General features: G+C 59.1%; 31 protein-coding genes. 26 read left to right on the forward strand and 5 right to left on the reverse strand.

Going from position 1 to position 19,569, the window contains the following annotated elements; translation table 11 throughout:
• Nucleotides 1–113 precede the first annotated feature (113 nt).
• Both K3557_RS06740 and K3557_RS06745 read right to left on the reverse strand, forming a co-directional pair.
• Complete coding sequence (locus K3557_RS06740; protein WP_259998617.1) at nucleotides 114–1,148, reverse strand: hypothetical protein; 1,035 nt, start codon at nucleotides 1,146–1,148, stop codon at nucleotides 114–116.
• A gap of 132 nt (nucleotides 1,149–1,280) precedes the next feature.
• Complete coding sequence (locus K3557_RS06745) at nucleotides 1,281–1,472, reverse strand: hypothetical protein (protein ID WP_259998620.1); 192 nt, start codon at nucleotides 1,470–1,472, stop codon at nucleotides 1,281–1,283.
• A gap of 501 nt (nucleotides 1,473–1,973) precedes the next feature.
• Between K3557_RS06745 and K3557_RS06750 the strand changes: the two genes are divergently transcribed.
• Nucleotides 1,974–2,627 carry a hypothetical protein gene (locus tag K3557_RS06750; protein WP_259998622.1) on the forward strand — a complete coding sequence of 218 codons (654 nt, stop codon included), beginning with the start codon at nucleotides 1,974–1,976 and terminating at the stop codon, nucleotides 2,625–2,627.
• On the opposite strand, the gene K3557_RS06755 is transcribed toward K3557_RS06750, so the two are convergent.
• Both K3557_RS06755 and K3557_RS06760 read right to left on the reverse strand, forming a co-directional pair.
• Entirely contained in the window at nucleotides 2,587–3,312 is a 726-nt protein-coding gene (locus K3557_RS06755; protein ID WP_259998624.1) for a hypothetical protein, read from the reverse strand. The two genes, K3557_RS06750 and K3557_RS06755, sit on opposite strands and share 41 nt — an antisense overlap.
• 184 nt (nucleotides 3,313–3,496) lie before the next feature.
• On the reverse strand, nucleotides 3,497–3,823 hold the full coding sequence (locus K3557_RS06760; protein ID WP_259998626.1) for a helix-turn-helix domain-containing protein: 327 nt from the start codon (nucleotides 3,821–3,823) through the stop codon (nucleotides 3,497–3,499).
• Nucleotides 3,824–3,916: 93 nt separating this feature from the next.
• Here K3557_RS06760 and K3557_RS06765 point away from each other — a divergent pair, with 93 nt between their 5' ends.
• From K3557_RS06765 to K3557_RS06845, 17 genes are all read left to right on the forward strand, one after another.
• On the forward strand, nucleotides 3,917–4,150 hold the full coding sequence (locus tag K3557_RS06765) for a helix-turn-helix transcriptional regulator (protein ID WP_259998627.1): 234 nt from the start codon (nucleotides 3,917–3,919) through the stop codon (nucleotides 4,148–4,150).
• Nucleotides 4,151–4,285: 135 nt separating this feature from the next.
• Nucleotides 4,286–4,720 (forward strand): hypothetical protein, encoded by a 435-nt coding sequence (locus K3557_RS06770; protein ID WP_259998629.1) that lies wholly within the window; start codon nucleotides 4,286–4,288, stop codon nucleotides 4,718–4,720.
• A gap of 92 nt (nucleotides 4,721–4,812) precedes the next feature.
• Complete coding sequence (locus tag K3557_RS06775) at nucleotides 4,813–5,364, forward strand: hypothetical protein (protein WP_259998631.1); 552 nt, start codon at nucleotides 4,813–4,815, stop codon at nucleotides 5,362–5,364.
• Nucleotides 5,361–5,930, forward strand: coding sequence for a hypothetical protein (locus K3557_RS06780; protein ID WP_259998633.1), 570 nt, complete (start codon nucleotides 5,361–5,363; stop codon nucleotides 5,928–5,930). Before K3557_RS06775 ends, K3557_RS06780 begins: the two co-directional genes overlap by 4 nt.
• Nucleotides 5,923–6,105, forward strand: coding sequence for a hypothetical protein (locus K3557_RS06785; RefSeq protein WP_259998635.1), 183 nt, complete (start codon nucleotides 5,923–5,925; stop codon nucleotides 6,103–6,105). The genes K3557_RS06780 and K3557_RS06785 overlap by 8 nt, the downstream gene beginning before the upstream one ends.
• On the forward strand, nucleotides 6,102–6,296 hold the full coding sequence (locus tag K3557_RS06790) for a hypothetical protein (protein WP_259998637.1): 195 nt from the start codon (nucleotides 6,102–6,104) through the stop codon (nucleotides 6,294–6,296). The genes K3557_RS06785 and K3557_RS06790 overlap by 4 nt, the downstream gene beginning before the upstream one ends.
• A complete protein-coding gene (locus K3557_RS06795; RefSeq protein WP_259998639.1) occupies nucleotides 6,293–7,183 on the forward strand; it encodes a hypothetical protein in 891 nt (296 codons plus the stop codon). The genes K3557_RS06790 and K3557_RS06795 overlap by 4 nt, the downstream gene beginning before the upstream one ends.
• Complete coding sequence (locus K3557_RS06800) at nucleotides 7,183–7,695, forward strand: helix-turn-helix domain-containing protein (protein ID WP_259998641.1); 513 nt, start codon at nucleotides 7,183–7,185, stop codon at nucleotides 7,693–7,695. Before K3557_RS06795 ends, K3557_RS06800 begins: the two co-directional genes overlap by 1 nt.
• On the forward strand, nucleotides 7,692–9,338 hold the full coding sequence (locus K3557_RS06805) for a DNA cytosine methyltransferase (protein ID WP_259998643.1): 1,647 nt from the start codon (nucleotides 7,692–7,694) through the stop codon (nucleotides 9,336–9,338). The genes K3557_RS06800 and K3557_RS06805 overlap by 4 nt, the downstream gene beginning before the upstream one ends.
• Nucleotides 9,335–10,741, forward strand: coding sequence for a DnaB-like helicase C-terminal domain-containing protein (locus K3557_RS06810; protein WP_259998645.1), 1,407 nt, complete (start codon nucleotides 9,335–9,337; stop codon nucleotides 10,739–10,741). Before K3557_RS06805 ends, K3557_RS06810 begins: the two co-directional genes overlap by 4 nt.
• Nucleotides 10,738–11,550 (forward strand): hypothetical protein, encoded by an 813-nt coding sequence (locus K3557_RS06815; protein WP_259998647.1) that lies wholly within the window; start codon nucleotides 10,738–10,740, stop codon nucleotides 11,548–11,550. The genes K3557_RS06810 and K3557_RS06815 overlap by 4 nt, the downstream gene beginning before the upstream one ends.
• On the forward strand, nucleotides 11,550–11,780 hold the full coding sequence (locus K3557_RS06820; RefSeq protein WP_259998649.1) for a hypothetical protein: 231 nt from the start codon (nucleotides 11,550–11,552) through the stop codon (nucleotides 11,778–11,780). The genes K3557_RS06815 and K3557_RS06820 overlap by 1 nt, the downstream gene beginning before the upstream one ends.
• Complete coding sequence (locus tag K3557_RS06825; RefSeq protein WP_259998651.1) at nucleotides 11,777–12,034, forward strand: hypothetical protein; 258 nt, start codon at nucleotides 11,777–11,779, stop codon at nucleotides 12,032–12,034. Before K3557_RS06820 ends, K3557_RS06825 begins: the two co-directional genes overlap by 4 nt.
• A complete protein-coding gene (locus tag K3557_RS06830) occupies nucleotides 12,034–12,603 on the forward strand; it encodes an MT-A70 family methyltransferase (protein ID WP_259998653.1) in 570 nt (189 codons plus the stop codon). The genes K3557_RS06825 and K3557_RS06830 overlap by 1 nt, the downstream gene beginning before the upstream one ends.
• Nucleotides 12,604–12,814: 211 nt before the next feature.
• A complete protein-coding gene (locus K3557_RS06835) occupies nucleotides 12,815–13,477 on the forward strand; it encodes a hypothetical protein (protein WP_259998655.1) in 663 nt (220 codons plus the stop codon).
• 3 nt (nucleotides 13,478–13,480) lie between these two features.
• Nucleotides 13,481–13,678 carry a hypothetical protein gene (locus K3557_RS06840; protein ID WP_259998656.1) on the forward strand — a complete coding sequence of 66 codons (198 nt, stop codon included), beginning with the start codon at nucleotides 13,481–13,483 and terminating at the stop codon, nucleotides 13,676–13,678.
• Between the two features lie 11 nt (nucleotides 13,679–13,689).
• Nucleotides 13,690–13,986: a hypothetical protein gene (locus K3557_RS06845; protein ID WP_259998658.1), complete on the forward strand. Its 297-nt coding sequence runs from the start codon at nucleotides 13,690–13,692 to the stop codon at nucleotides 13,984–13,986.
• 4 nt (nucleotides 13,987–13,990) lie between these two features.
• On the opposite strand, the gene K3557_RS06850 is transcribed toward K3557_RS06845, so the two are convergent.
• Nucleotides 13,991–14,272, reverse strand: a complete 282-nt coding sequence (locus tag K3557_RS06850; RefSeq protein WP_259998660.1) for a hypothetical protein — start codon at nucleotides 14,270–14,272, stop codon at nucleotides 13,991–13,993.
• Between the two features lie 278 nt (nucleotides 14,273–14,550).
• Here K3557_RS06850 and K3557_RS06855 point away from each other — a divergent pair, with 278 nt between their 5' ends.
• From K3557_RS06855 to K3557_RS06890, 8 genes are all read left to right on the forward strand, one after another.
• Nucleotides 14,551–15,084, forward strand: a complete 534-nt coding sequence (locus tag K3557_RS06855; RefSeq protein ID WP_259998662.1) for a YfbU family protein — start codon at nucleotides 14,551–14,553, stop codon at nucleotides 15,082–15,084.
• 430 nt (nucleotides 15,085–15,514) lie between these two features.
• Nucleotides 15,515–16,123, forward strand: coding sequence for an HNH endonuclease (locus K3557_RS06860; RefSeq protein ID WP_259998664.1), 609 nt, complete (start codon nucleotides 15,515–15,517; stop codon nucleotides 16,121–16,123).
• A gap of 556 nt (nucleotides 16,124–16,679) precedes the next feature.
• Nucleotides 16,680–16,814 carry a hypothetical protein gene (locus K3557_RS06865; RefSeq protein WP_259998666.1) on the forward strand — a complete coding sequence of 45 codons (135 nt, stop codon included), beginning with the start codon at nucleotides 16,680–16,682 and terminating at the stop codon, nucleotides 16,812–16,814.
• Nucleotides 16,815–16,835: 21 nt separating this feature from the next.
• Entirely contained in the window at nucleotides 16,836–17,297 is a 462-nt protein-coding gene (locus K3557_RS06870; RefSeq protein ID WP_259998668.1) for a DUF2829 domain-containing protein, read from the forward strand.
• The gene (locus tag K3557_RS06875; RefSeq protein WP_259998670.1) at nucleotides 17,297–17,611 is read left to right on the forward strand and encodes a DUF3307 domain-containing protein; all 315 of its coding nucleotides are present in this window, start codon (nucleotides 17,297–17,299) and stop codon (nucleotides 17,609–17,611) included. Before K3557_RS06870 ends, K3557_RS06875 begins: the two co-directional genes overlap by 1 nt.
• Before the next feature lie 67 nt (nucleotides 17,612–17,678).
• The gene (locus K3557_RS06880) at nucleotides 17,679–18,059 is read left to right on the forward strand and encodes a hypothetical protein (RefSeq protein ID WP_259998672.1); all 381 of its coding nucleotides are present in this window, start codon (nucleotides 17,679–17,681) and stop codon (nucleotides 18,057–18,059) included.
• Nucleotides 18,060–18,116: 57 nt separating this feature from the next.
• A complete protein-coding gene (locus tag K3557_RS06885) occupies nucleotides 18,117–18,716 on the forward strand; it encodes a hypothetical protein (RefSeq protein WP_259998674.1) in 600 nt (199 codons plus the stop codon).
• Nucleotides 18,717–18,816: 100 nt separating this feature from the next.
• The gene (locus K3557_RS06890; protein ID WP_259998676.1) at nucleotides 18,817–19,542 is read left to right on the forward strand and encodes a hypothetical protein; all 726 of its coding nucleotides are present in this window, start codon (nucleotides 18,817–18,819) and stop codon (nucleotides 19,540–19,542) included.
• Nucleotides 19,543–19,569 lie beyond the last annotated feature (27 nt).

The following is a 19,569-nucleotide window of genomic DNA, read 5'->3' on the forward strand; positions in this document are numbered from 1 at the left end:
CTATCCTTTCGTGGGTGGGCAGTTTCTCGTCGCCATGCCCAGGGCGGCGCGGTCTGTGCTTTAGGGCCGAACTTGCACCGCGCTCTCCCGGCCATCCGCGGTCGGTTCGCGGATTACAGGCTGACCTTCACGTGTGGGATTTTCCCGTCGATCATGGCGTCCACGGTCGTTTCCCAACCGTCCGGTTCCATGTTGGTGAAGGACTGCACGATCTCGGTGCGTATCTTCAGGCGGTGCGCCGTGTCTGCCTTGCGCTTGGCTTCCGCCTCTGCTGCCGCCTGCTGCTCCCGAGCAAAGCGGAGACGTTCTGCCTTGGCAGCTGCCTCGGCGCGCTCCTCAGCTTCACGTTCGGCACGTTCTTGGGCTTCCTTGGCGGCCTGAACCTCTCGTGCAGCGGCTTCCTTGGCCTCCTGTACGGCACGCTCAGAGGCTTCGCGCTGCTGGCGCTCCGTCTCCTCGGCGGCAGCCTTCTCCTGCGCCTCGCGCTCCTTGGCGGCCTTTTCCTCGGCTTCCCGGGCCTCGCGCTCCGCCTTCTCCCGGCGAAGCTCTTCCAGCTCCCGGTCGGCTGCCTCGCGCTGTTCTGCAATACCCAGATCGGAACGGTACTTGGTCAGCGCGGCGGCCTTGGCCTCGCGGGCTTCACCTTCGAACTCCTCCCAGGAGGTGCCGATTTCCACCGCTTCAATGGCTTCGATCTTGGCCTTCAGCTCGGCCACACCGCTGTGCGCGCTCAGCTCTTCCAGGCCGAATTGATCCATAGCCCGCATGTGCGCGGCCTGGCGATCGGCTTCCTTCTTCTCGAAGGCGTCCGCTGGGGCCCTGATCCGGTCGCGCAGCGCGTCCAGTCGCTCCACAGCAATCTTGCCCGCCGCGTTCACCTTCGCGGTCTTCTCCCGCCAGTCTGCAGTGATCTCCTTGCGAACGGTTTCCAGCAAGGTCTTGGAACTGGAAACCTTGGAGGCATAAGACCGGGAGGACTTACGGCCTTTGGCAGTGCTGTAGTCGTGTTCTACCCTGTCGACTTCGGCTTCGATCTTTGTGACGAGTTCTTCGATACCGCCTTCCCTGAGGAAGTAGGCGGGCAGGTCTGCTTTCTCGGGCAGAGTGATAATATCGGTGCCGTTTGTCGGGTCTACATAGTCCTTCATTGTTCTCTCCTTTCGAGGCAATAAGAGGCCGGCGGATGGCTGGTTAAGCGATCCGTGAGCGGTGGCTTGTGTCATCCGCCGGCAAGTTGGGCTCCCGGGATGCATGGCAGCTATCGACCGGGTGCCGGAGTGTTAGAAAGGGCAGGTCTCGTGCAGCATCCACTGGAGCCATGCCTGGCCCAGGAGGACGGCGAGAAACCCGCCGGCGCCCGCAATGGTCAAGGCCGCACCCCAGCCAGCCAGCCAGGGCTTCCGGCGCTTCTGGCGGGTGTTGTAGGCCTCAAACACATGGGCCATGCTGCCGCGCTTGTCTGGGCCGGTCATTGCTTCACCTCTGACATCAGATCATCCGCAGCAGTCTGAGCGGCACGTTCCCGAGCCAAGAGCCCGCCTTGATTTGCGTCCAGGAGCTTGCCTGCCTTGCATCGGCAGGAGACCGCAGCGTGCTTTTCTGCGTAGGGGTATCCGGACATCCGATGGCCTGTTCCTTCGAAGGTCAGACCGGTGTCCCTGCACCTGCTACACGCGAAACTCGTGCGTGCAGGTGTGAACTTCTTCGCTGCAATCGTCATCTTCACACTCCGTTCTCTTGACTTGTGCAGGTCTCTGCCTGTCTTCCACATTCGTCATGGGTAGAACTTAGCAATCAGCTAATTTTTGGCAAGAGCAAAAATTAGCTATTAGCGAATTTTTTTGTGAAGCTGACATTGCTAGGTTTAGTGAATGGCAAAATCTGCCCCTAGGCGGTTGAGTTGCTCACTGCTAAGACGGGGCGCGAAATTTCTTAGGGTGATTGCTGTGTGGACCCACAAAATTACGTCTCAGATGGCTCGGCATCTGCAAGATATTCAAAACTTGGGCTTTGATGTCGAAGCCGTGGATGACTTCACCGCTGTGAAGCAGCGTGTGCGTTCTACCGGCCGCAATCGTGTAAATCCAATGATGGATGTGGATCGGTTGGACTTCACCCGAAAGTCGGCCTTCTGGATCTTCCTCCAGAAGGATGGGGTGGACATCGGTTCCGCCGGGGTGAAGTGCGAAGACCTGGATGATGAGAGCTTCGAGAGTTACATCCGGCGTACCAGCCGTTCTCAGTATGCGGGGAGCGCCGATCTAATTGAGGCCGTTGCACCACCACTTTCTTCGGCACTTGCTGGAAAGCTCATCTACATAGGGGAGCTGGAATTCTCCTCAGGCGCGAAAGGGAGGCGCGGTCTCCTTCCAGCCTTTGTTGGGTATTTGAAAGCCCTCAGTGCTTTAAAATGGTCGGACTTTGACTGGATGTACGCCTTTATCCCGGAGGAGCACGTTTCCCTGGCGCGCCACTATGAGTTCTCGTTTCATGTGCCGCGCGCTGTTACCTGGAAGTCGCCGCCGCCTCCCGGCCGGCTCGACAGTCATTACGTGATTGGCCTGGACAGGGCGAGTTACCGGCACGCTATTCGATCGAAGGAAGAAGCTGAGCGAAGACAAGGTTGAAGTTGCGGCCAGTTTCATCTTTGACTGGAGCAATCACCCGCCGGTAGCTTTCTTCAATCACCTTTCCGTCAATCTCGCCGTAAACCGTTACATCTTCAACGTTGTAGCGGTTTGCCTCTTGGACGCGCAGATGGGCCATCAAAGAGGCGTCAATGATGTCCCGGCTGAATTGACCTACTTTTCTATTGTATTCAGAAGCCGATTCTATGCCGATCCAGAGGCTTGCAAGGCTCGCGCGTCCGATTAAGTGGGGCTTCATGAGGTTGTCAGATGGGTCTACGGATTGGAATACATCTACGTAGCCGCTGATTTGATCGTGTGGGGTGAAGCGACCACCAGATGACCGCAGCCAGTTCAGGATGTCATCGCAATCCGGCGGTGTCCCATGCCTGATAAGTTCGGCGTGGAGTTTTCGAAGTTTCTGATTGTAGGCTAAAGCTCTCTGTTCGTCGGCCGCATCCTGTGCGGAGAGCCCGATTACTGACGCGTCATCAGACAGAAGCTGCTCAACGGTAACGCCTAGGCACCGACAAAGGGGGTATATGACATCAAGGGTCAGTCTGCTGCCCCTGTTTAGTTGCGCGTTGAAGGTCTTGTAATTGACGCCAGCGGCTTCACATCCTGCTCTAAGGGAGCCGAATTTCTCCCTGGCCAAGCGGGCAACCTTTTCTCCTGCAATCTTCAATTTGAAACCCTGACAAACCAGAAATCTGCAAATGTAGATAGCGTGTTCGATTTGTTGACACAACCCGAGGGAGATACTTAGGTACGGCACCAAGTCGATTTGCCCCAGGCACTAAGAGCACCCGGAGGAAAGATGAAGAAGGAAGAGATTGTCGCTGCGCTGCAAGGGATGGGCGATCTTACGCTTAGTCTTGCGTGGTGCCGCCTCCAGCAAGGGAAGCTTCAAGGGCCTTCATCGCTTCTAGAAGTCCCTGCTGTTCTTTCTCAGATTTTCCCGAAAGATACTTTTCAAGATCTCCAATGATCTTGTTGCGAGGCGGCGCACCCAGGAGTTCTGTTGGCGAAACGCCTAGAGCGTCCGCGATCCTCTCAATCAAATGATTGTTCAAGTTCTTCTTGCCGCGCTCCACTTCAGACAGGTGGGGTGCGGACACGCCAATTTTTCCTGCCAGCTCAGCGAGCGTGAGGCCATTGGTCTTACGTAGTTCCCGGATTCGAAGCGTTAGCTGCATGCTAATTTTTTATCACCCCAGTCGCTCGACAACGATTAGCAAATAGTGAAATTGGTTCTTGCGTGAAAATTAGCTAATGGCTAAGTTTCACGCATGGCTACTCTCTCGAAATATCTCAAACGCAAGAAGATCCGGCAAAAAGCCTTCGCTGAGAAGGTTGGAATTTCAGCGCCATACTTGAACCAGATCCTGGCCGGTAAGCGTCGGCCTGGCATCGACTTGATGGAAAAGATCCAAAACGCCACTGGCGGGGAAGTCCCCGTCAGCGAGTGGCTTGGAAAGCGAAAGTCCAAAGGGAGCCATTCAGGGTCTCCTGCTCACATTTAAGGGTTGCTTGTTGCCTGTCCGAAAGTGTCGGGGCGGTGAAAATCTGCCTTCTACTGAACACTTAGGGTTGCATTCGCCTTCACCAAGAAAACGAGGTTTCCAATGCCTGCAACGCGTGCTCTCCTCAACGCGCAGATGGCTGCACTCATAGATGGGACGTTTGGTTCGCTGGATGCCGCGGCCGAGACTATCTATGCACGAACAGGTCGCCCGGTCAGCAAGGGGACGCTTTCTAAGCGCCTTGCTGGTCACTGCGGATGGCCTGCAGATGAGATCTGGGCACTTGAAGATGCCGCGGGACGTCACCCTGTTTCCCGAATGCGAACACGTCAGCTGAAGCCAAATGAGGTAACGGCTGGTGGCTGCATCATGGCCCAGGCCGGGAAAATCTTCAAAGAGACCGGTGAAGCCGTTGATGCCATCTTTGCGGCCCAACAGAGCGCAAGCGCAGAAGATTGGGCCAAAGCTTCCAAAGAGATCCAAGAGGCTGAAGAAGTACTAGCCCGATCCCGAGCCTACGCGGAGTCGATGATGGCCGCCGCGGTTTCCTCCGGACATTCATCAAGTTGATTTCCAATTCCCCGGGGCGGCTTTCCGCTGCCCCGGTCCCTAAGGGCAGGTTTTCTGCCCGCCACTACCACCACCAAAGAAGGAGACCCGATATGGGCACAGAAGGAGCACAAGTGCGCCAGGCGTTTGACGGCCCTACCGTCGAGCACGACGCGTTGATTGGCCAATTCGCTGAGAGGATCCGCGAGGAACGCGCGCGTTCTTCCGACTCCAGCGAGAGCGCCGCCAAGGCCAACAAGTTCTTGGAGGATACCGGGCTGAACAGCCAGGCCTACAGCTGGGGCAAGACCATCGTGAAGAAGCTGGACATGAAAGATGGCCAGCACAAGGCCATGGATGTGATCCGGTCCATGGAAGCCATTTTGCCGATGCTGAAGGACCATGTGGGCGGGCAGGGCACCGGCGAGATGAATCTTGAAGGCCCGAAGCCGAAGGAAGAGGCTAAGGCGACAGCGAAGCCCGCGGCAAAGCCGAAGCGCACCGCCAAGCCGAAGGCTGATTCAAAGGCGAACCCGGCACCCAAACCCAAGGCTGACGCCAAGCCGGATGACCAGGAGACCGAGGAGTTCAATTCTGAGGTCGATCAGGTGATGGGCGACAGCAAGGTGACACCGCTCAACTTCAACCGCGGGGCATCGGCGTGAAGATCCTCGCGCTTGATGTGGCCACCACAACAGGCATCTGCGTCGGAGTTTCCGGCGCAGATCCCCGTGCCTGGTCGATCAGTCTTGGTGAGGCGCCCGGCCGCGGGCGCTTGTCCAAGGATGAGAAGGCAGAGTTGGAAGCCCGGCGGTTCAACAATGCGCTGATCATGACGCAAGGCCTGATTGAGGCCCACAGCCCCGATCTGATTGTGATCGAGGCGGCCATCGGTGGACCCAAGGCCTCGCACTACCTGATTGGCCTCGTGGCCTGTGTGAGGGCCTGCGCGAAGAACCGGGGCGTCAAGTGCAAGCCCGCCAACCTGGGAGCCATCAGGAAGCATTTTCTGGGACGGTCCTTCAGCGTCAGCGATTTCCCCCATCTGAAGCCGGTCGCCGCCAAGCTGGCGATCAAGGTCGAGGTAGTGAAGCGTTGCCATCTTCTGGGCTGGGACATCGGCACTGATCACGATGCTGCAGACGCCTGTGCGCTCTGGGATTGGGCCTGCGCGACCCATGTGAGCGGCCACCAGGCTGCCCCAGCAGGGGAGCTGTTCCGGCATGGATAACGCTGCCCGCAATTCACAATGGATTTGCCGCGTCCGTAAGGCGCTGGCGGAAGGCTTCGGCGTCGAGGACATCGCCCTGCGTTTGTCCTGCGCCGTTGAAGACGTGCGTAACGAGGTCCGCATCCTCCGGGAAAGCGGCCTGATCGCACGTATTTACGAAAGGGACGTGAAATGAAGATGAGGGATCTCTTTGAGCCCGAAAAAGGGGCCTATGAGCTGTCTTTTATCCAGCGCGACGGAACCGTGCTGGAAAAGACCGTTCAGGCTCGTAGCGAGCAGGAGGCGCGCTCCCAGGCCGCTTTCCTAGCCTATGTGCAGTGCTCGGCTTCCTGGACCTGCCAGCTGGCTGGGGAGGTGTTGTTATGAGCCGACACAGCTTCGACCCGGGAATTGCCAGGGCTGTAGGCCTGAATGCTGCCGTGATCTATCAGAACATCAGGTTCTGGTGCGAGCGCAACGCTGTCAAAAACCGCAATGTCCACGACGGGAATGTTTGGACCTACAACACCGTCAAGGAATTCGGGGTTCTGTTCCCCTACCTGACGCCCAAGCAGATCCGCCTGGCGTTGGAAAGACTGGAAGAAAGTGCCCTCCTGGTCAGCGGAAATTTCAATGAAGATCTCCGAGACCGGACCAAGTGGTATGCGCTGGCGGAAGGGACTGTTGCATTTGCCGAATTGGTCAACATGCATTTGCCCAAAAGGGCAGAGACAATTGCCCCTGAGGGCAAACCATTACCAGATAGTAAACCAGATAATAAACATACCCCCAAACCCCCAGAGGGGGCTGATGATCTATTCTCAGCAAATGGGGAAGCGGATCAGCAGAACGAGACCGCGGAACCGATCGAGGAAGGGTTTCAGACCTTCTGGGAAAGCATCTGGCCCAAGCATCAGCGAAAGACTGGCAAAGCCGACTGCCTCAAGGTCTACCGTGCGGCCTGCACCGGCCTGCACCCGAAAGCGGAAAAGATCAGCCCGGACGAATTGAACCGCTGTGCTGCGGCGTACATCGCCTCAGTGCGTGACCCCCAGTACCTCAAGGGTACGCTGCCCTGGCTGCGTCAGCCGGGTTGGGAGCCGTTCATGGAGGCGCCCTCGGGGGCTGAGTACCGTGAGGAGGATTTGACCCCCTCCCGCCGCTCCATGCTGCAGGACGGCATCTGCCCGCCTTCAATGAAGGACTCGGACGGCCGGCCCAACGCCGAGGCCAGCTACTGGCTGAAGCGCTACGGCTACGGGGGGAAAGCATGATGAGCATGATCTGGAGGGGGATTGACCTAGACGAGCTGGTACGCGCAGGTAAGACGACAGCAGATATTGCCGACCTTGCAGGGGCAAACACGAGCGCCACGCGCAGCGCTTTAGGACGGCGCGGCCTGAAGCCCAATCTTCCGGTCCCCGAAACGATCCGCAACTTGGCAGAAGAGATGCCGCCGCGCGATGCTGTGGAGTATCTGCTGGGCGTGCTGGAGGAGGCTTTGCCCGTCGTTTCCGCGCAGCAGCACGAGATCGACACATGGGGCGTCCATTTCACCCCCACACAGCGCCTTTTGCTGGGGTCCCTCTACGAAGCCGCACCAAACCCTGTCTCTGCAGGCCAGCTCTACAATCTGCTCTATGCAGCGCGCCCCGGGGACAGCGGGCCGGATCAGAACATCATCTCGACTGTGATTTGCCACATCCGCAGACGCCTTCCCGCCAGCCATGGCCGGATCGTGAACTATTTCGCCCGTGGCTACGCTTTCGAGGGGGTGAAGCAATGATCGGCGCAACCTTCTGTTCCGGCATTGGGGCCCCCGAAATGGCTGCCCCTTGGGTGGATTGGCGCCTGGCCTCTGAGATTGAGCCGTTCCCGCGCGCCGTTCTGCAGGAGCGCTTCGGCTACCGGCTGCCCGAGGATCACAACCAAGGTGACCCGCTCCTCTGGGGCGACATGACCGAAATCAATCCGGATCTGCTGCGCCAGCGCGGCGTGCCGCTGCCGGACCTGCTTGTCGCCGGCACTCCCTGCCAAGCCTTTTCCGTGGCCGGCCTGCGCAAGGGCACTGATGACGCCCGCGGCAACCTCACCCTTAAATTTGTGGAGATCCTGCATGAACTTGTCGCTGCTCGACCTGATGGAAAACTCGCCGTCCTCTGGGAAAACGTCCCCGGCGTCCTCTCCGATAAGGGTAACGCCTTTGGGTGCTTCCTGGCAGGAATTGTCGGAGCACTGGATGCCCTCACTCCAGGTGAACGCCCCATGCCTGGAAAATCCAGCAAGTTCTGGAAGTGGCACAAGGGCGGCGATATCGACATTCTCGGCGACGACGGAGAGCCAACAGGCGAAACCGAGTTCGCAGAACCCCACCACCGGCCAAAGTGGCCAGGTGAAGGTATGGTTGAGGGGCCAAGGGCACGGGCGGCATGGGCTGTTCTTGACGCCCAATGGTTCGGAGTGGCGCAGCGGCGCCGCCGCTTGTTCGTTGTCATCGATTTTGGAAACTGCGTCGATCCGGCAGCGGTATTACTTGAGCCCGACCGCTTGCGCGGGGATTCGCCGCCGCGCCGAGAAACGGGGGAAAGAGCTGCCCCCACTCTTGCGGCGCGCACTAAAGGCGGTGGCGGACTCGGAACCGACTTCGACTGCGACGGGGGACTGATCACCAGCACAGGCAGTGTGGCACACTGCCTGAACGCCGGGGTCATGGGGCGGCAGGATTTCGAAACTGAAACCATGATCGCGCATACTCTGCGCGGTGAGGGCTTCGACGCCAGCGAGGACGGGACGGGGCGTGCCACGCCCCTGGTTCCCGTCGCTCACGCCCTCCGCGCCCAGCCGCATCTTGCCCATCAGGCCGACCGGGACAACCTTGTTCCCGTCGCCTTCGACTGCAAGGGCACTGAGGTGCAGCACGACCAGAGCGGCGTCTCGCCGCCGCTCCGGAGCATGGGGCATCTGAGCAGCAATCAGAACGCTGGCGGACACGCTGCCATCGCTATTCAAGAACGCGCAGTTTGCGAGAACCCCGGCGCCTGTCCTGATGGAGCGGGTTTCCGCACCGATGATGCCGCCTACACGCTAGAAGCGCGGACGGTTCCGCAGGCTGTAGCCTTCGACACCACCCAGATCACCAGCGCGGCCAACTACAGCAATCCCCGTCCTGGCGGCCCTTGCCACCCGCTGGCGGCCGGTGCGCATCCGCCGGCGTTAGCTGAAGGCTGGGCAGTTCGCCGCCTCACGCCCACCGAATGCCACCGGCTGCAGGGCTTCCCTGATGACCACTGCGCAATCACCTACCGCGGCAAGCCGGCAGCAGATGGCCCCCAATACAAGGCGCTCGGTAACAGCATGGCTGTGCCTTGCGTCCAATGGATCCTGAACCGGATCAAAATTTCCCACGAGCAGATGAGGAACGCAGCATGAGGCACGAGCAGAATTTCACCGCCGATCTTTTCTCAACCGAGGCCGAACAGCAGGTTCTGGGCGCCATTCTGGCGAACAACGATCGTTACCACGACGTTTCGTCTTTCCTGCGGTCGGATCAATTCTGGGATCCGGTGCATGGCGACATCTGGAAGAATCTCGCAGTCCGCATCGAGCGGGACCATGTTGCATGCCCGATCACCGTGGCAACCGATCTGGCGGCCCACGATGGCCTGACTGCCCTGGGCGGCAAGAAGTATTTGCAGAAGCTTCTGGGGGCGTCCGTTGCGGGTTCACAGGTCTCAGGATACGCGCGGATGGTCCAGGATCTGTACCAGCGCCGTGTGATATGCACCCGGCTGGAGGCGGCCACCTCTGCGGTCAAGGGCGGCCACAGTGTCGATGAGGCCGCGGCTGATCTAGAGCTGATGCTGCATGAGCGCGAGGAGGCGTCCGCCGAGCCGCGTACCATGTCGTTTCTGAAGGCACAGACGCGCGCCCTTGAGCAAATGCACCAGATCAAGGCCGGGCATCAGGTTAGCGTGCCCACAGGCATCAAGGCGCTTGACGACGCAGTGAGTCTAGCACCGAAGCGCTACACGATCCTTGGCGGCGGTACATCCATGGGCAAGACAGCGCTGTCCCTGTCCATTGCAACTGCGGCGGCGCGCGCTGGCTTTGGTGTTGGTTTCGTGACGCTGGAAATGCCGGAGGAGGATCTGGCGAACCGGATCAACAGCACCATCTCGCAGGTGCCCTACAAAGCCTATGACCGGCCGATGAGCGAGAATTCATGGTCCAAGGTGGTCGGTGCGGCAAAGGAGCTTCAATCCCTGCCTATGGAGATCTTCTCTGACCGTGTGCGCGACGTGTCAGCGGTGCTGTCCGAAGGCAAGAAGCTGAAGCGCAAGATGCAGCCGAACGGGAACTTTAAGGGCTTTAAGCTGCTGGTTCTTGATTACATCCAGCTGATGCGGGGGAGGGGCGAGAGCGCGCATGTGCGCCTGGCGCAAGTTGCCAATGATCTGAAGCAGGTGGCTAAGGTTCTGGACGTTCATGTGCTGGCGCTGGCGCAGATCGACCGGGCAATTGGCAGGGTGTCGGACTACAACGAGGCCCGGCCGCGGCTGGCCGACCTGCGCGGCTCCGGCGATCTGGAGAACGCCCCGGACAACGTGATGTTTGTGTTCCGGCCCGAATACTACCTGACCCGGCAAACGCCACCGAAGAAGGACGACGACCGCGCGGACTGGGAAGCCGACATCGAGCGTTGGAAGGGCAAGGCTGAGATCATTGTCGGCAAGGCCCGGATGGGTGAAATCGGCACTGTCACCGTTGGCTGTGACATGGGCTACAACCGCTTCTTTGATCTGGAAGACCAGCCAGAGGAGATGCCGTTTTGAGATCTCCTGCAAAATTCAAGACAGAATCGGAACTCTGTGCAGCCTTCCAGGAAACTCTTCCCAAGGATTGGACCGCATACAACGAAACCGCCGGGTTTGACATGATCCTGGTTCATGACACTGGGTTCCAGATCGGGGTTGAGGCCAAGCAAACGCTGAATGCCAAAGTCCTTACCCAGGCCGCTGAAACGAGCGCCCGGTACGCGACCACCGGCCCGGACTGCCGGGCCGTTCTGGTCGGGCGGGTCAGCCCGGAGTTCAAAAAACTTGCTGACCTTCTCGGGATCACAGTTCTCACTGTCACCCGCAAGGACGGGCAAGTCAGTTCTTACGGCACCAACAGCCGCACCGGTTGCAAGTGGTTCTCCGCGCCGAAACTGCCGAGAGCTTCACAGATGAAGACCACAGGGTGTTATGACCGATGGCAGGACGACCACTGGCACGACCATTTCCCCGAAGCACGCCTGGAGCTGCCGGAATACGTACCTGACGTTCCTGCCGGTGTGAAATCCCCGGTGGTTCTCAGTGGCTGGAAGGTTCAGGCGATCAAGATTTGCGTCCTTTTGGAGCGCCGCGGCTATGTCGATCGCTCAGATTTCAGGAAACTCAAGATCGATCCCGGCCGCTGGATGAACGGTGTCTGGCTGGAAATGGGGGCATCCCGCGGCCAGTGGATCAAGGGGGCGAGCTATCCCGGTAACCGATTCCGTGATGAGCATCCCGGAGTGTTCCCGAAGATCGAAGCCGATTTCTTGAAATGGGCTCAAGAGGCCGGGCTGGAGCTGGCGGAGCAGGGGGATTTGATCTGATGGCTGACCGCACCCCGTGCTGCATCCCGTTCTGCGGCCGCACCACCGAAAAGCCCTTTGCCGAGTGGATATGTCAAAAGCACTGGTCGACCACCTCAAAACGATGGCGCGGGTTCTACGCGCGCCGCAAGCGCCGGTGGCGGAAGGGGGATCTGACGCAGGGCCCGAAGCTGGCCCGGCTCTGGGAGAAGCTGAAAAGCCAGGCGATGGAAGGAGCGATGTTCCAATGAGCGAGGTCTTTGCTGAAGCGAACCGGATCAAGGACCGCCTGCGCGCCTGCACCAGCGAGGCGGAGGTGGTGCAGGTAGCGGCCGAGGAGCGCGCCGTAGTGATGACATGGACCGACACCACCGACGAGAAGGAGCTGGTGAAGCGTTTGAAGGCCAAGCCGGACGACCGCGGTTTGATGTTCCTGCACATTGTCTGGCTCAAGAGGCAGCTGATTACCGGTTTCCGGGAGCAAGAACAGGGGAGGGCGGCCTGATGACGGTTTACACCGATTTCGATGCAATCCCCCGGCTGAAGTATGGGCTGATCATGGCAGACCCGCCCTGGCTCTTCCGCAACTGGAGCAAGGCGGGCGAGCGCAAGAACCCGAACGCGCATTACAGCTGCATGTCTCTGGACGACATCAAGAGGCTGCCGGTTTCGCATTTGGCAGCGCCCGACTGCGCCCTGTGGCTCTGGGCCACCAACCCGATGCTTCCACAGGCGTTCGAGGTCATGTCCTGCTGGGGCTTCACCTTCAAGACCGCTGGCCACTGGGTGAAGCGCACCAAGAACGGGCATCTGGCTTTTGGAACCGGCTACTGCCTTCGCTCTGCCGGGGAGCCGTTCCTGATCGGCACCATCGGCAAGCCGGCGTTTGCCCGCAACGTGCGCTCGATCGTGGACGCCAAGGCGCGCGAGCACAGCCGCAAGCCGGATGAAGCCTATGATGCGGCGCGGCAGCTGGTGGGTGATGTGCCGCGCCTGGAGCTGTTCAGTCGGGAAGAGCGGCCGGGCTTTGATGTCTTCGGGGATGAGGTGGGCAAGTTCGAGAGGGCAAAATGAAGGATGGGGCACCGGAAGATGAGGCGGTCGAGTACGACCTGCGGGAGATGGTCTGCGCCACCAAAGACAGGCTGACGCGGCGCCAAGCGAGCAGGATTGCAGGCCGGATGCGGCAGACCAGAGGTAAGCCGTTGCAGGCCTACAAATGCGGGTTCTGCCGTGGCTGGCATGTGGGCAACAGGCCGCACGGGCTGAGAAGAAAGGGCAGGAAGTGACCGTCACAAAAAAACAGGCGCGCGAGCAGCTGCGCAAGGGCGGCCAGCGCGTGTTTCAGCACGCCACCGCCGAAATATTCGACCGGACCGGCCAGCGGCTGGAGCGGCAAACCGGCGCCGGCATGAAGACCAATGTTCACCAGCTGCTGGATCCGCGCCTTGATGTCACCCAGGCGCAGCGCGCAGTCGGCAACTATTTCGGCACGCTTTACGAAAAGGCGATGGGCGGCGACGGCAAGGAGTTCCTGCGCGAATATGTGGACAGCAGCAGCAAGGGCGGTGGCGGATATTCCGAACACAAGGCCCACCAGATGAAGATGCTGGCCTGCGGGGCTTCGGCATTGGCCAAGGCCCCGCCGTTCATCTATCCGGTCGGCACCGCCCGGGGCTGTAAGCTGGGAAGACACTTTCCCATCAAGCCGATGGACCTGGCGCAAAGGGTTTGCGTGCATCAGCGCAGCCTAAGCGAAGTGGCGATCCGGCAGGAATGGACACGCACGCCGCTGGACGGCCCGAAAAAGGGGCTGCCGCAGGTGCCCGACCGCCAGCGCAAGGCAATCGCCGCGGCCCTTCGCGACACTTTGGACATCATTGCGGAGGCCTGGGACAGCGCCCGCTTCGCGGTGCCCTATGACATGATGACGATCGAGGTGAGGTGAGACATGAAGCCATCAGATTTCAGGAAAGCACATCCTCATCTTGGCGATGCTGCCTTGGCAATGGCGTATGCGACAGCCGAGCAGATTGATCCTGATGGTGCGCGCGCGCGGGACGCCCTTGAGCGCTGGGATAAGGTGCTGATGGGTGATTGCTCTCCATCGTTCGTAGGCGTTGACCTTGCGAACCCTGCAGTCAAGTAGGGGCCGAGGTGATGCTGCATTCCCTTCACGTAGCCATGCACAGCGGCCACCCCATCCTGGGCCTGCTGCACGATACCGTTGAGGATGGGTATTTGCCGCAGGCGCTACTGCGGATTTGGCCGGGGCTGGATGCAATCACGCGCCGGCCCGGTGAAGTCTATGCCGACTATATCGAGAGGTGCAGCCAACACCCAGCGGCGCGGCGGGTGAAAATCGCAGATCTTCGCCACAATCTGTCGCGCTGTGGCGGACCAGGTGCAAGCTTACAGAAACGATATCAACGCGCACTTGCACGGCTGTCCGAATAATGGCTTATCCGGTCGGCAAGTCTCCAGCCTCTCCGCCCGGCATCAGGTCCAATACATCGCTGATCTGCCCCCGTATTGCCTGCAGCGCTTTGGCGGCCAGCGCATCCCGCAGCGCCACACAGGCCCACACCGGCGCGCCCTCATGCGCCCACTTGCCAACCGCCTGGCGGGATAGACCGTAGCGGTTGGCAAATTCCGTTTCCCAGCGCTCGGATTCGAACAGCTGACAGGCCATTCTATCGACCAGGGCAAACCTTCCCTTCGGGGTGAATTCCGTGTAATCCATTCTGGCCTCGTTCCTTTCGTGGCACGCCCCGCACCCGTTTCCGCCTCGCAAGAGGGTGGTGCGGGGCATCTCTCTCCAGAATAGATCTAGCATATCCAAGCTGCGGGTGCGCCGGCGCGCTGCGCATGGCTGCAAGGTGCTCTATGATTTCATTTCAGTGGTTGTGAGGTGAGAGGTGTTACTGGGAAATAGAATCAGCAGGAGAATTTTCTTCGCCTTCTCTTGAAGTTGCATGAATGCACGCCTTACTGATGTAGATATCAACTGAGGGGTGAAAAATGAAACTATCGGACGGTGAAAAGATCATCATTGCAATGTTGGCAGACATGCACAAAGCAATGGGTATTGAAGGTGAAACGGACGTTGAGCGCCTGATGGCCTCGATTTATGGCGGCCACCTATGGTCGTTGAAGTGGGATTTGACCGGTCTCTTGCACGACCACGAAGACAGCCCTCAAGAAGTAGAAGAGACCACCAATATTCTGAATATGTGGAGCTTTATTGAGCGCTCCTTTGGGGGGCTGGATGATGCGGCCAAGGAGAAAGTTCGAGCTGTCAATTATGGGCATGACCCGGAATTTGCTGGTTTCGACGGTAATAATGAAGGTCATTTTAGTATCGCCAAGCACCTGGTTGAGGTAACCGGCCGGTTTGAAGATTTCAAAGGTCGTAGCCTTAATTCGCACTCATCCGTCGTGCCTCACTACCTTCGCATGTACGCCGTGTTCCAACCGTTGTATCCGCAATTAGGGATGCGACCGAATGTTGCTCTTACTGCAAATGAATTGATTGAGATCCTTGGTGCCAAATAGGTTTCACTGATTTCAAGCAACGACGCCCCGGGAGACCGGGGCGCTTCCATTTTATGTCGGCTGCTAAGTCAGCCAGAGACTTGAGAGTATTGCTCAGACAGCCAAGGCTAGCAAAGCAAGCAGCAACAAAAGCCGTTCTCGACCTCTCGCAGTCAGCCGCAGTGTCCCTAACTCGATTATGAGTTCATTGCTTTGTCCGGCCTCAGCCTCTATTGGTTTCTTATTGTCGTTCAATTGTCTATCCTTTGAGTGGCGAATGGGCAGGGCCAGATTTGTTGGCGCTCTGACGGTCCTGCCTGGATTTTATTTCACAACCTATTGGCTGCGCTCCTTCAAATAGGCGTATGGAGGAGCGAATAGGCAAGGCAATTGAGCGGAAATTCACGCTGTTGAAACATCAGTAGTAGCTTGCAGAGACACTGTGGTGTGTATGTTGGATTCAGTTGTGGGGAAGGTTGTTCATAAGCTGTGGAAAACAATGCTGAATTTTGACAGAGATGACATCACGCCTGAAATCTTGCGCGAGCTTCTGGACTATGATTCGAACACGGGCCTACTGACGTGGAAGCCTCGGAAGCTGAAATGGTTTGCAAATGAGCAGGTATGGAAAGCCTGGAATACGAAGTACGCCGGGGAGCGGGCATTCAAATCCAAAGCCGTTGCCAGTGACAGGCTTACGGGCGGCGTTTTGAGCTACCGCTTCTATGCTTCTCGGGTGGCTTGGGCGATCTTTTATGGGTCTTGGCCGACGCACGCCATTGATCATATCAACGGTGATGAGACCGACGACCGGATTGGCAATCTCCGCGATGTGCCGCAGGGGGACAATTGCCGCAACGCCTCACGCCGTAAGGACAACACAAGCGGTGTTTGCGGCGTCAGTTGGAGCAAGGCCAGCGGGAAATGGCAGGTCTCAATCTCGGTAAACAAGCAGAACCGCCACGTCGGCACGTTTGAGCGCAAAGCTGATGCCATCGCTGCCAGGCGAGACGCTGAACGCGAGCACGGGTTCCATAAGAACCACGGCCGCGGAACCTGACATCTGACGGGCCATTGAGTCTGTAAAAGAAACTTATTGCCGAGAGTCAGTTTTCAGTGCATATGTGAATAATCGGGGTGATTCGCTAAATGAAGCGGTCGCCCCTTTTTGTTGAGGAAACCACCTCAACCAATCCCAACATATAGCTGCTTTCTGTAGGTGTCCTGGCTTTATCCCCCCGAACTGAGGCCTCATCATCCCAGGTGTCGGGACACTTACAGAGCGCGGCGGCGTGGAAAGCAGACACGCAGTTGACGGTCACCAATCCCGGCCATCATGGACCGTGTAAAGTGTAGCAGGGATTGCGCCGGAGTAGCGCCCGGCCCGCGCTCATACTTCCGTTTCGCCCCCTACTTGTAGGTTGAAAATCGGAGGCGAAAGGCTGGACGCGCCTTAAGCGTCAAACGGGTACAGCGCTGCAGCCAAGGCCCTCCACCGAAGAGAGTAGGTGCGGATTCCTGCAGACGGACTGGCAGACGAAATGGGGCTGTTGGGGTGGAATGATCAACCACCCCCGAAACCCCGGCCATTCACACTTCACGCAAAGGGGCAGGCGATGGCAGACATCGGCAAGTATCTGGAAGAGATCCGCACAGCGGGCGGGAAAGAGCCCCGCGGCTGGCGGGACGACCCGTTCCCAATGCAGATCGCAAAGCTCGATAACGCGGCCCGCAAGGCTGCCCGCAGCTAACCCGCACGAAAGGAACAGACGATGACCCAGGATTATTACGGCACCAAGCGCATCACTGCTTACAAGCAGGAGAAGGACGGCAAGGCAGGCTATGGCGTGATCTATGCCGACGGCTATCAGAGCTGGTCGCCCGCCGATGTCTTCGAGGCCGCCCATCAGCCCATCACCGCCATGAGCTTCGGCCATGCCCTGCAGGCGTTGAAAGAAGGCCACCGCGTGGCGCGTGCTGGCTGGAACGGCAAGGGCATGTGGATCGCCTTGACCACTGGCTCCTCCTTCCCTGCAGATATGGCGAAGCCGGGCCATGCCGCCAAGCACCGCGCCGATGAAATGGAACCGCAGGTCGGGCATGACATCACGCTGCTGCCGCACATCGACATGCGTGCTGCAGATGGCTCGATGGTTGTGGGCTGGCTCGCCTCGCAGACCGACATGCTGGCCGATGACTGGATGATGGTTGCCACGACCGAGGGCACTGTCTGATGCTGACCACCCTGCTGCTGCTGATCTTCGCGCACATGCTGGCCGATTACCCGCTGCAGGGTGATTTCCTGTCCAAGGCCAAGAACCACACCGCGCCCATTCCGGGTGTGCCCTGGTATCAGGCCCTCGTCGCACATAGCGCGATCCACGCCGGTGCTGTGTTCCTGATCACCGGATCCGTGCTACTGGCCCTGGCTGAATTCATTGTCCACGCGGCAACCGATCACGCCAAATGTGCCGGCCGCATCTCCTACAACACGGATCAGGCCGTCCACATCGGCTGTAAGGTTCTCTGGGTCGCCTTCCTCCTCTGACCCCCACACCCAACAGGCAAAGCGCCCCCATATAGAGTGGGCGCTGACCCACGCGAAAGGAACCAAGATGCAGCAGGATGCCACCCAGCGCCTTTACGAACAGGTGCAGATGTTCAACGCCTTTGCCATCGAGGCGGCGCATATGTTGATCCGGATGCTGTTCCTGGCAAATGGTATCGCAGCACTTGCGGTCCTGACCATGATCGACGTCGGCGCCGCTGGTGCCTATCAGGCGTTCTCAAGTGGTGTGATCTTCGCTCTTGCTGCCGCGGCCGCCACCTATCTCACCCACTATCTCTGCGCTTCAACGGTGAACGCTGCGCTGGAGGGGAAAGACTACCGGATGCGCCTCCGGGGGAAAGCAGTAGGACACTTGCTTGCGGTGATCTTCTCGCTTTTGTCCGCCGGTATGTTGTTCCATGGCATCCAATCCTTCGGCACCGAGTAAGCACCTACACCACAGAGGGGGCGCAGCCCTCTCCCCCTGTAGAGGAACACCCCAAGTATGGCAGCAGCACCGGGTAAGAGAAAAAAAACGGCAGCAGCGCCAAAGCGCAAACCCGGGCGGCCGAGCACATTCACCCAGAAGGTGGCCGACGAGATATGCCGCCGCATGTCGCTGGGAGAAACCCTCAAGAGCATCTGCGAAGACCCAAAGATGCCAACGCAGACAGGGGTCGCTAAGTGGAGGCAGGCGCGCCCGGAGTTCGATGTGTCCTACGCACGCGCGCGCGAGGACCAAATGCACGCCTGGGCGGACGAGATTGTGAGCCTGATCGACGGGGCTGAGATGGGCTATAACGTGCGGGTTCCATTGGCTTCTAAGGAGATGGAGCGCATCAAAGAGGATGGCTTTGTCACCTTCAGGTTTCGCAAGCACCACCTGGACCACGCAAAGGCCATGGTGGATGTGCGCAAATGGCTGATGGCCAAGGTTCTGCCGGCTGTGTTCGGTGACCGCCTCAACATCGACGCCAACCATACGATTGAAAGCAAAGACGACGCTGAAATCCTGCAGGAGCTGCGGGCTGAAATGGAGCGCGCGGGCATGACGGCCGAGGATTTCGCTCAATTGGTCACTTCTTCGGCCATGACTTTACAATAATGAACCATTGCCCCCGGCTCAGTATCGGCTGGAGCGGGCATTGGAATGACCAAATCGAACAATTCGGCCCGATCTGGGGCGCAAACGGGAGGGAAACCCCATGACTGCACTGGCTTATCGCTGGTTCGGCCTGCTGGAATGCAGCCGCGAAATGCTCCGGTTCACCTGGCTGGAGGTCACTTGGCGGATTGGCCTGGCGCTGGCGCTGATCAACTTCGATGACGACGACGGCGGCCATTACTCGCTGCACATCCACCTGATCTGGCCGAACATCTATCTGCGGCTTCCATTCCTTCCGCGGCGGGCGCCCAAGGATGACATGCTCGATCGCTGGGGGTTCTCGCTGGACATCGACAGCGGGTCATCGCTGCATCTGAACTGGGGTGCGTGCACCAAGATCGTGCATATGCCGTGGGCGCTGGAGTTCTACCGAAGGAGCGTTCTGGCGAAGGACGGCGCCTGGCTGCACGACATGGCATCTGCCCGCTTGGGAGGGCTCAAGGATTGGCAGACATTTCGTGATCAGGTTGAGGCCAACGGCCACAAGGAAACGCATCCCTACACCTACACGCTGCGCAACGGCACTGTTCAAGAGCGCACCGCAACCATCACAGTTGAGGAATGGGAGCATCGCCGTCGCTGGCTGATGTGGTGCCCGTGGTTTGCGAAAATTCGCAAATCGATAGATGTCCGGTTCTCCGGCGAGGTCGGCGAGCGTTCGGGTAGCTGGAAGGGCGGTACCATCGGCTGCGGCTACGATATGCAACCGGGCGAAAGCCCGCTGGACACTTTGCGCCGCATGGAGCGGGAACGGGCCTTTCGCTGATGCCGCCGCTGCCTGACCTGCGCCGGG

Source organism: Leisingera sp. M523 (assembly GCF_025141335.1).
GTDB lineage: Bacteria > Pseudomonadota > Alphaproteobacteria > Rhodobacterales > Rhodobacteraceae > Leisingera.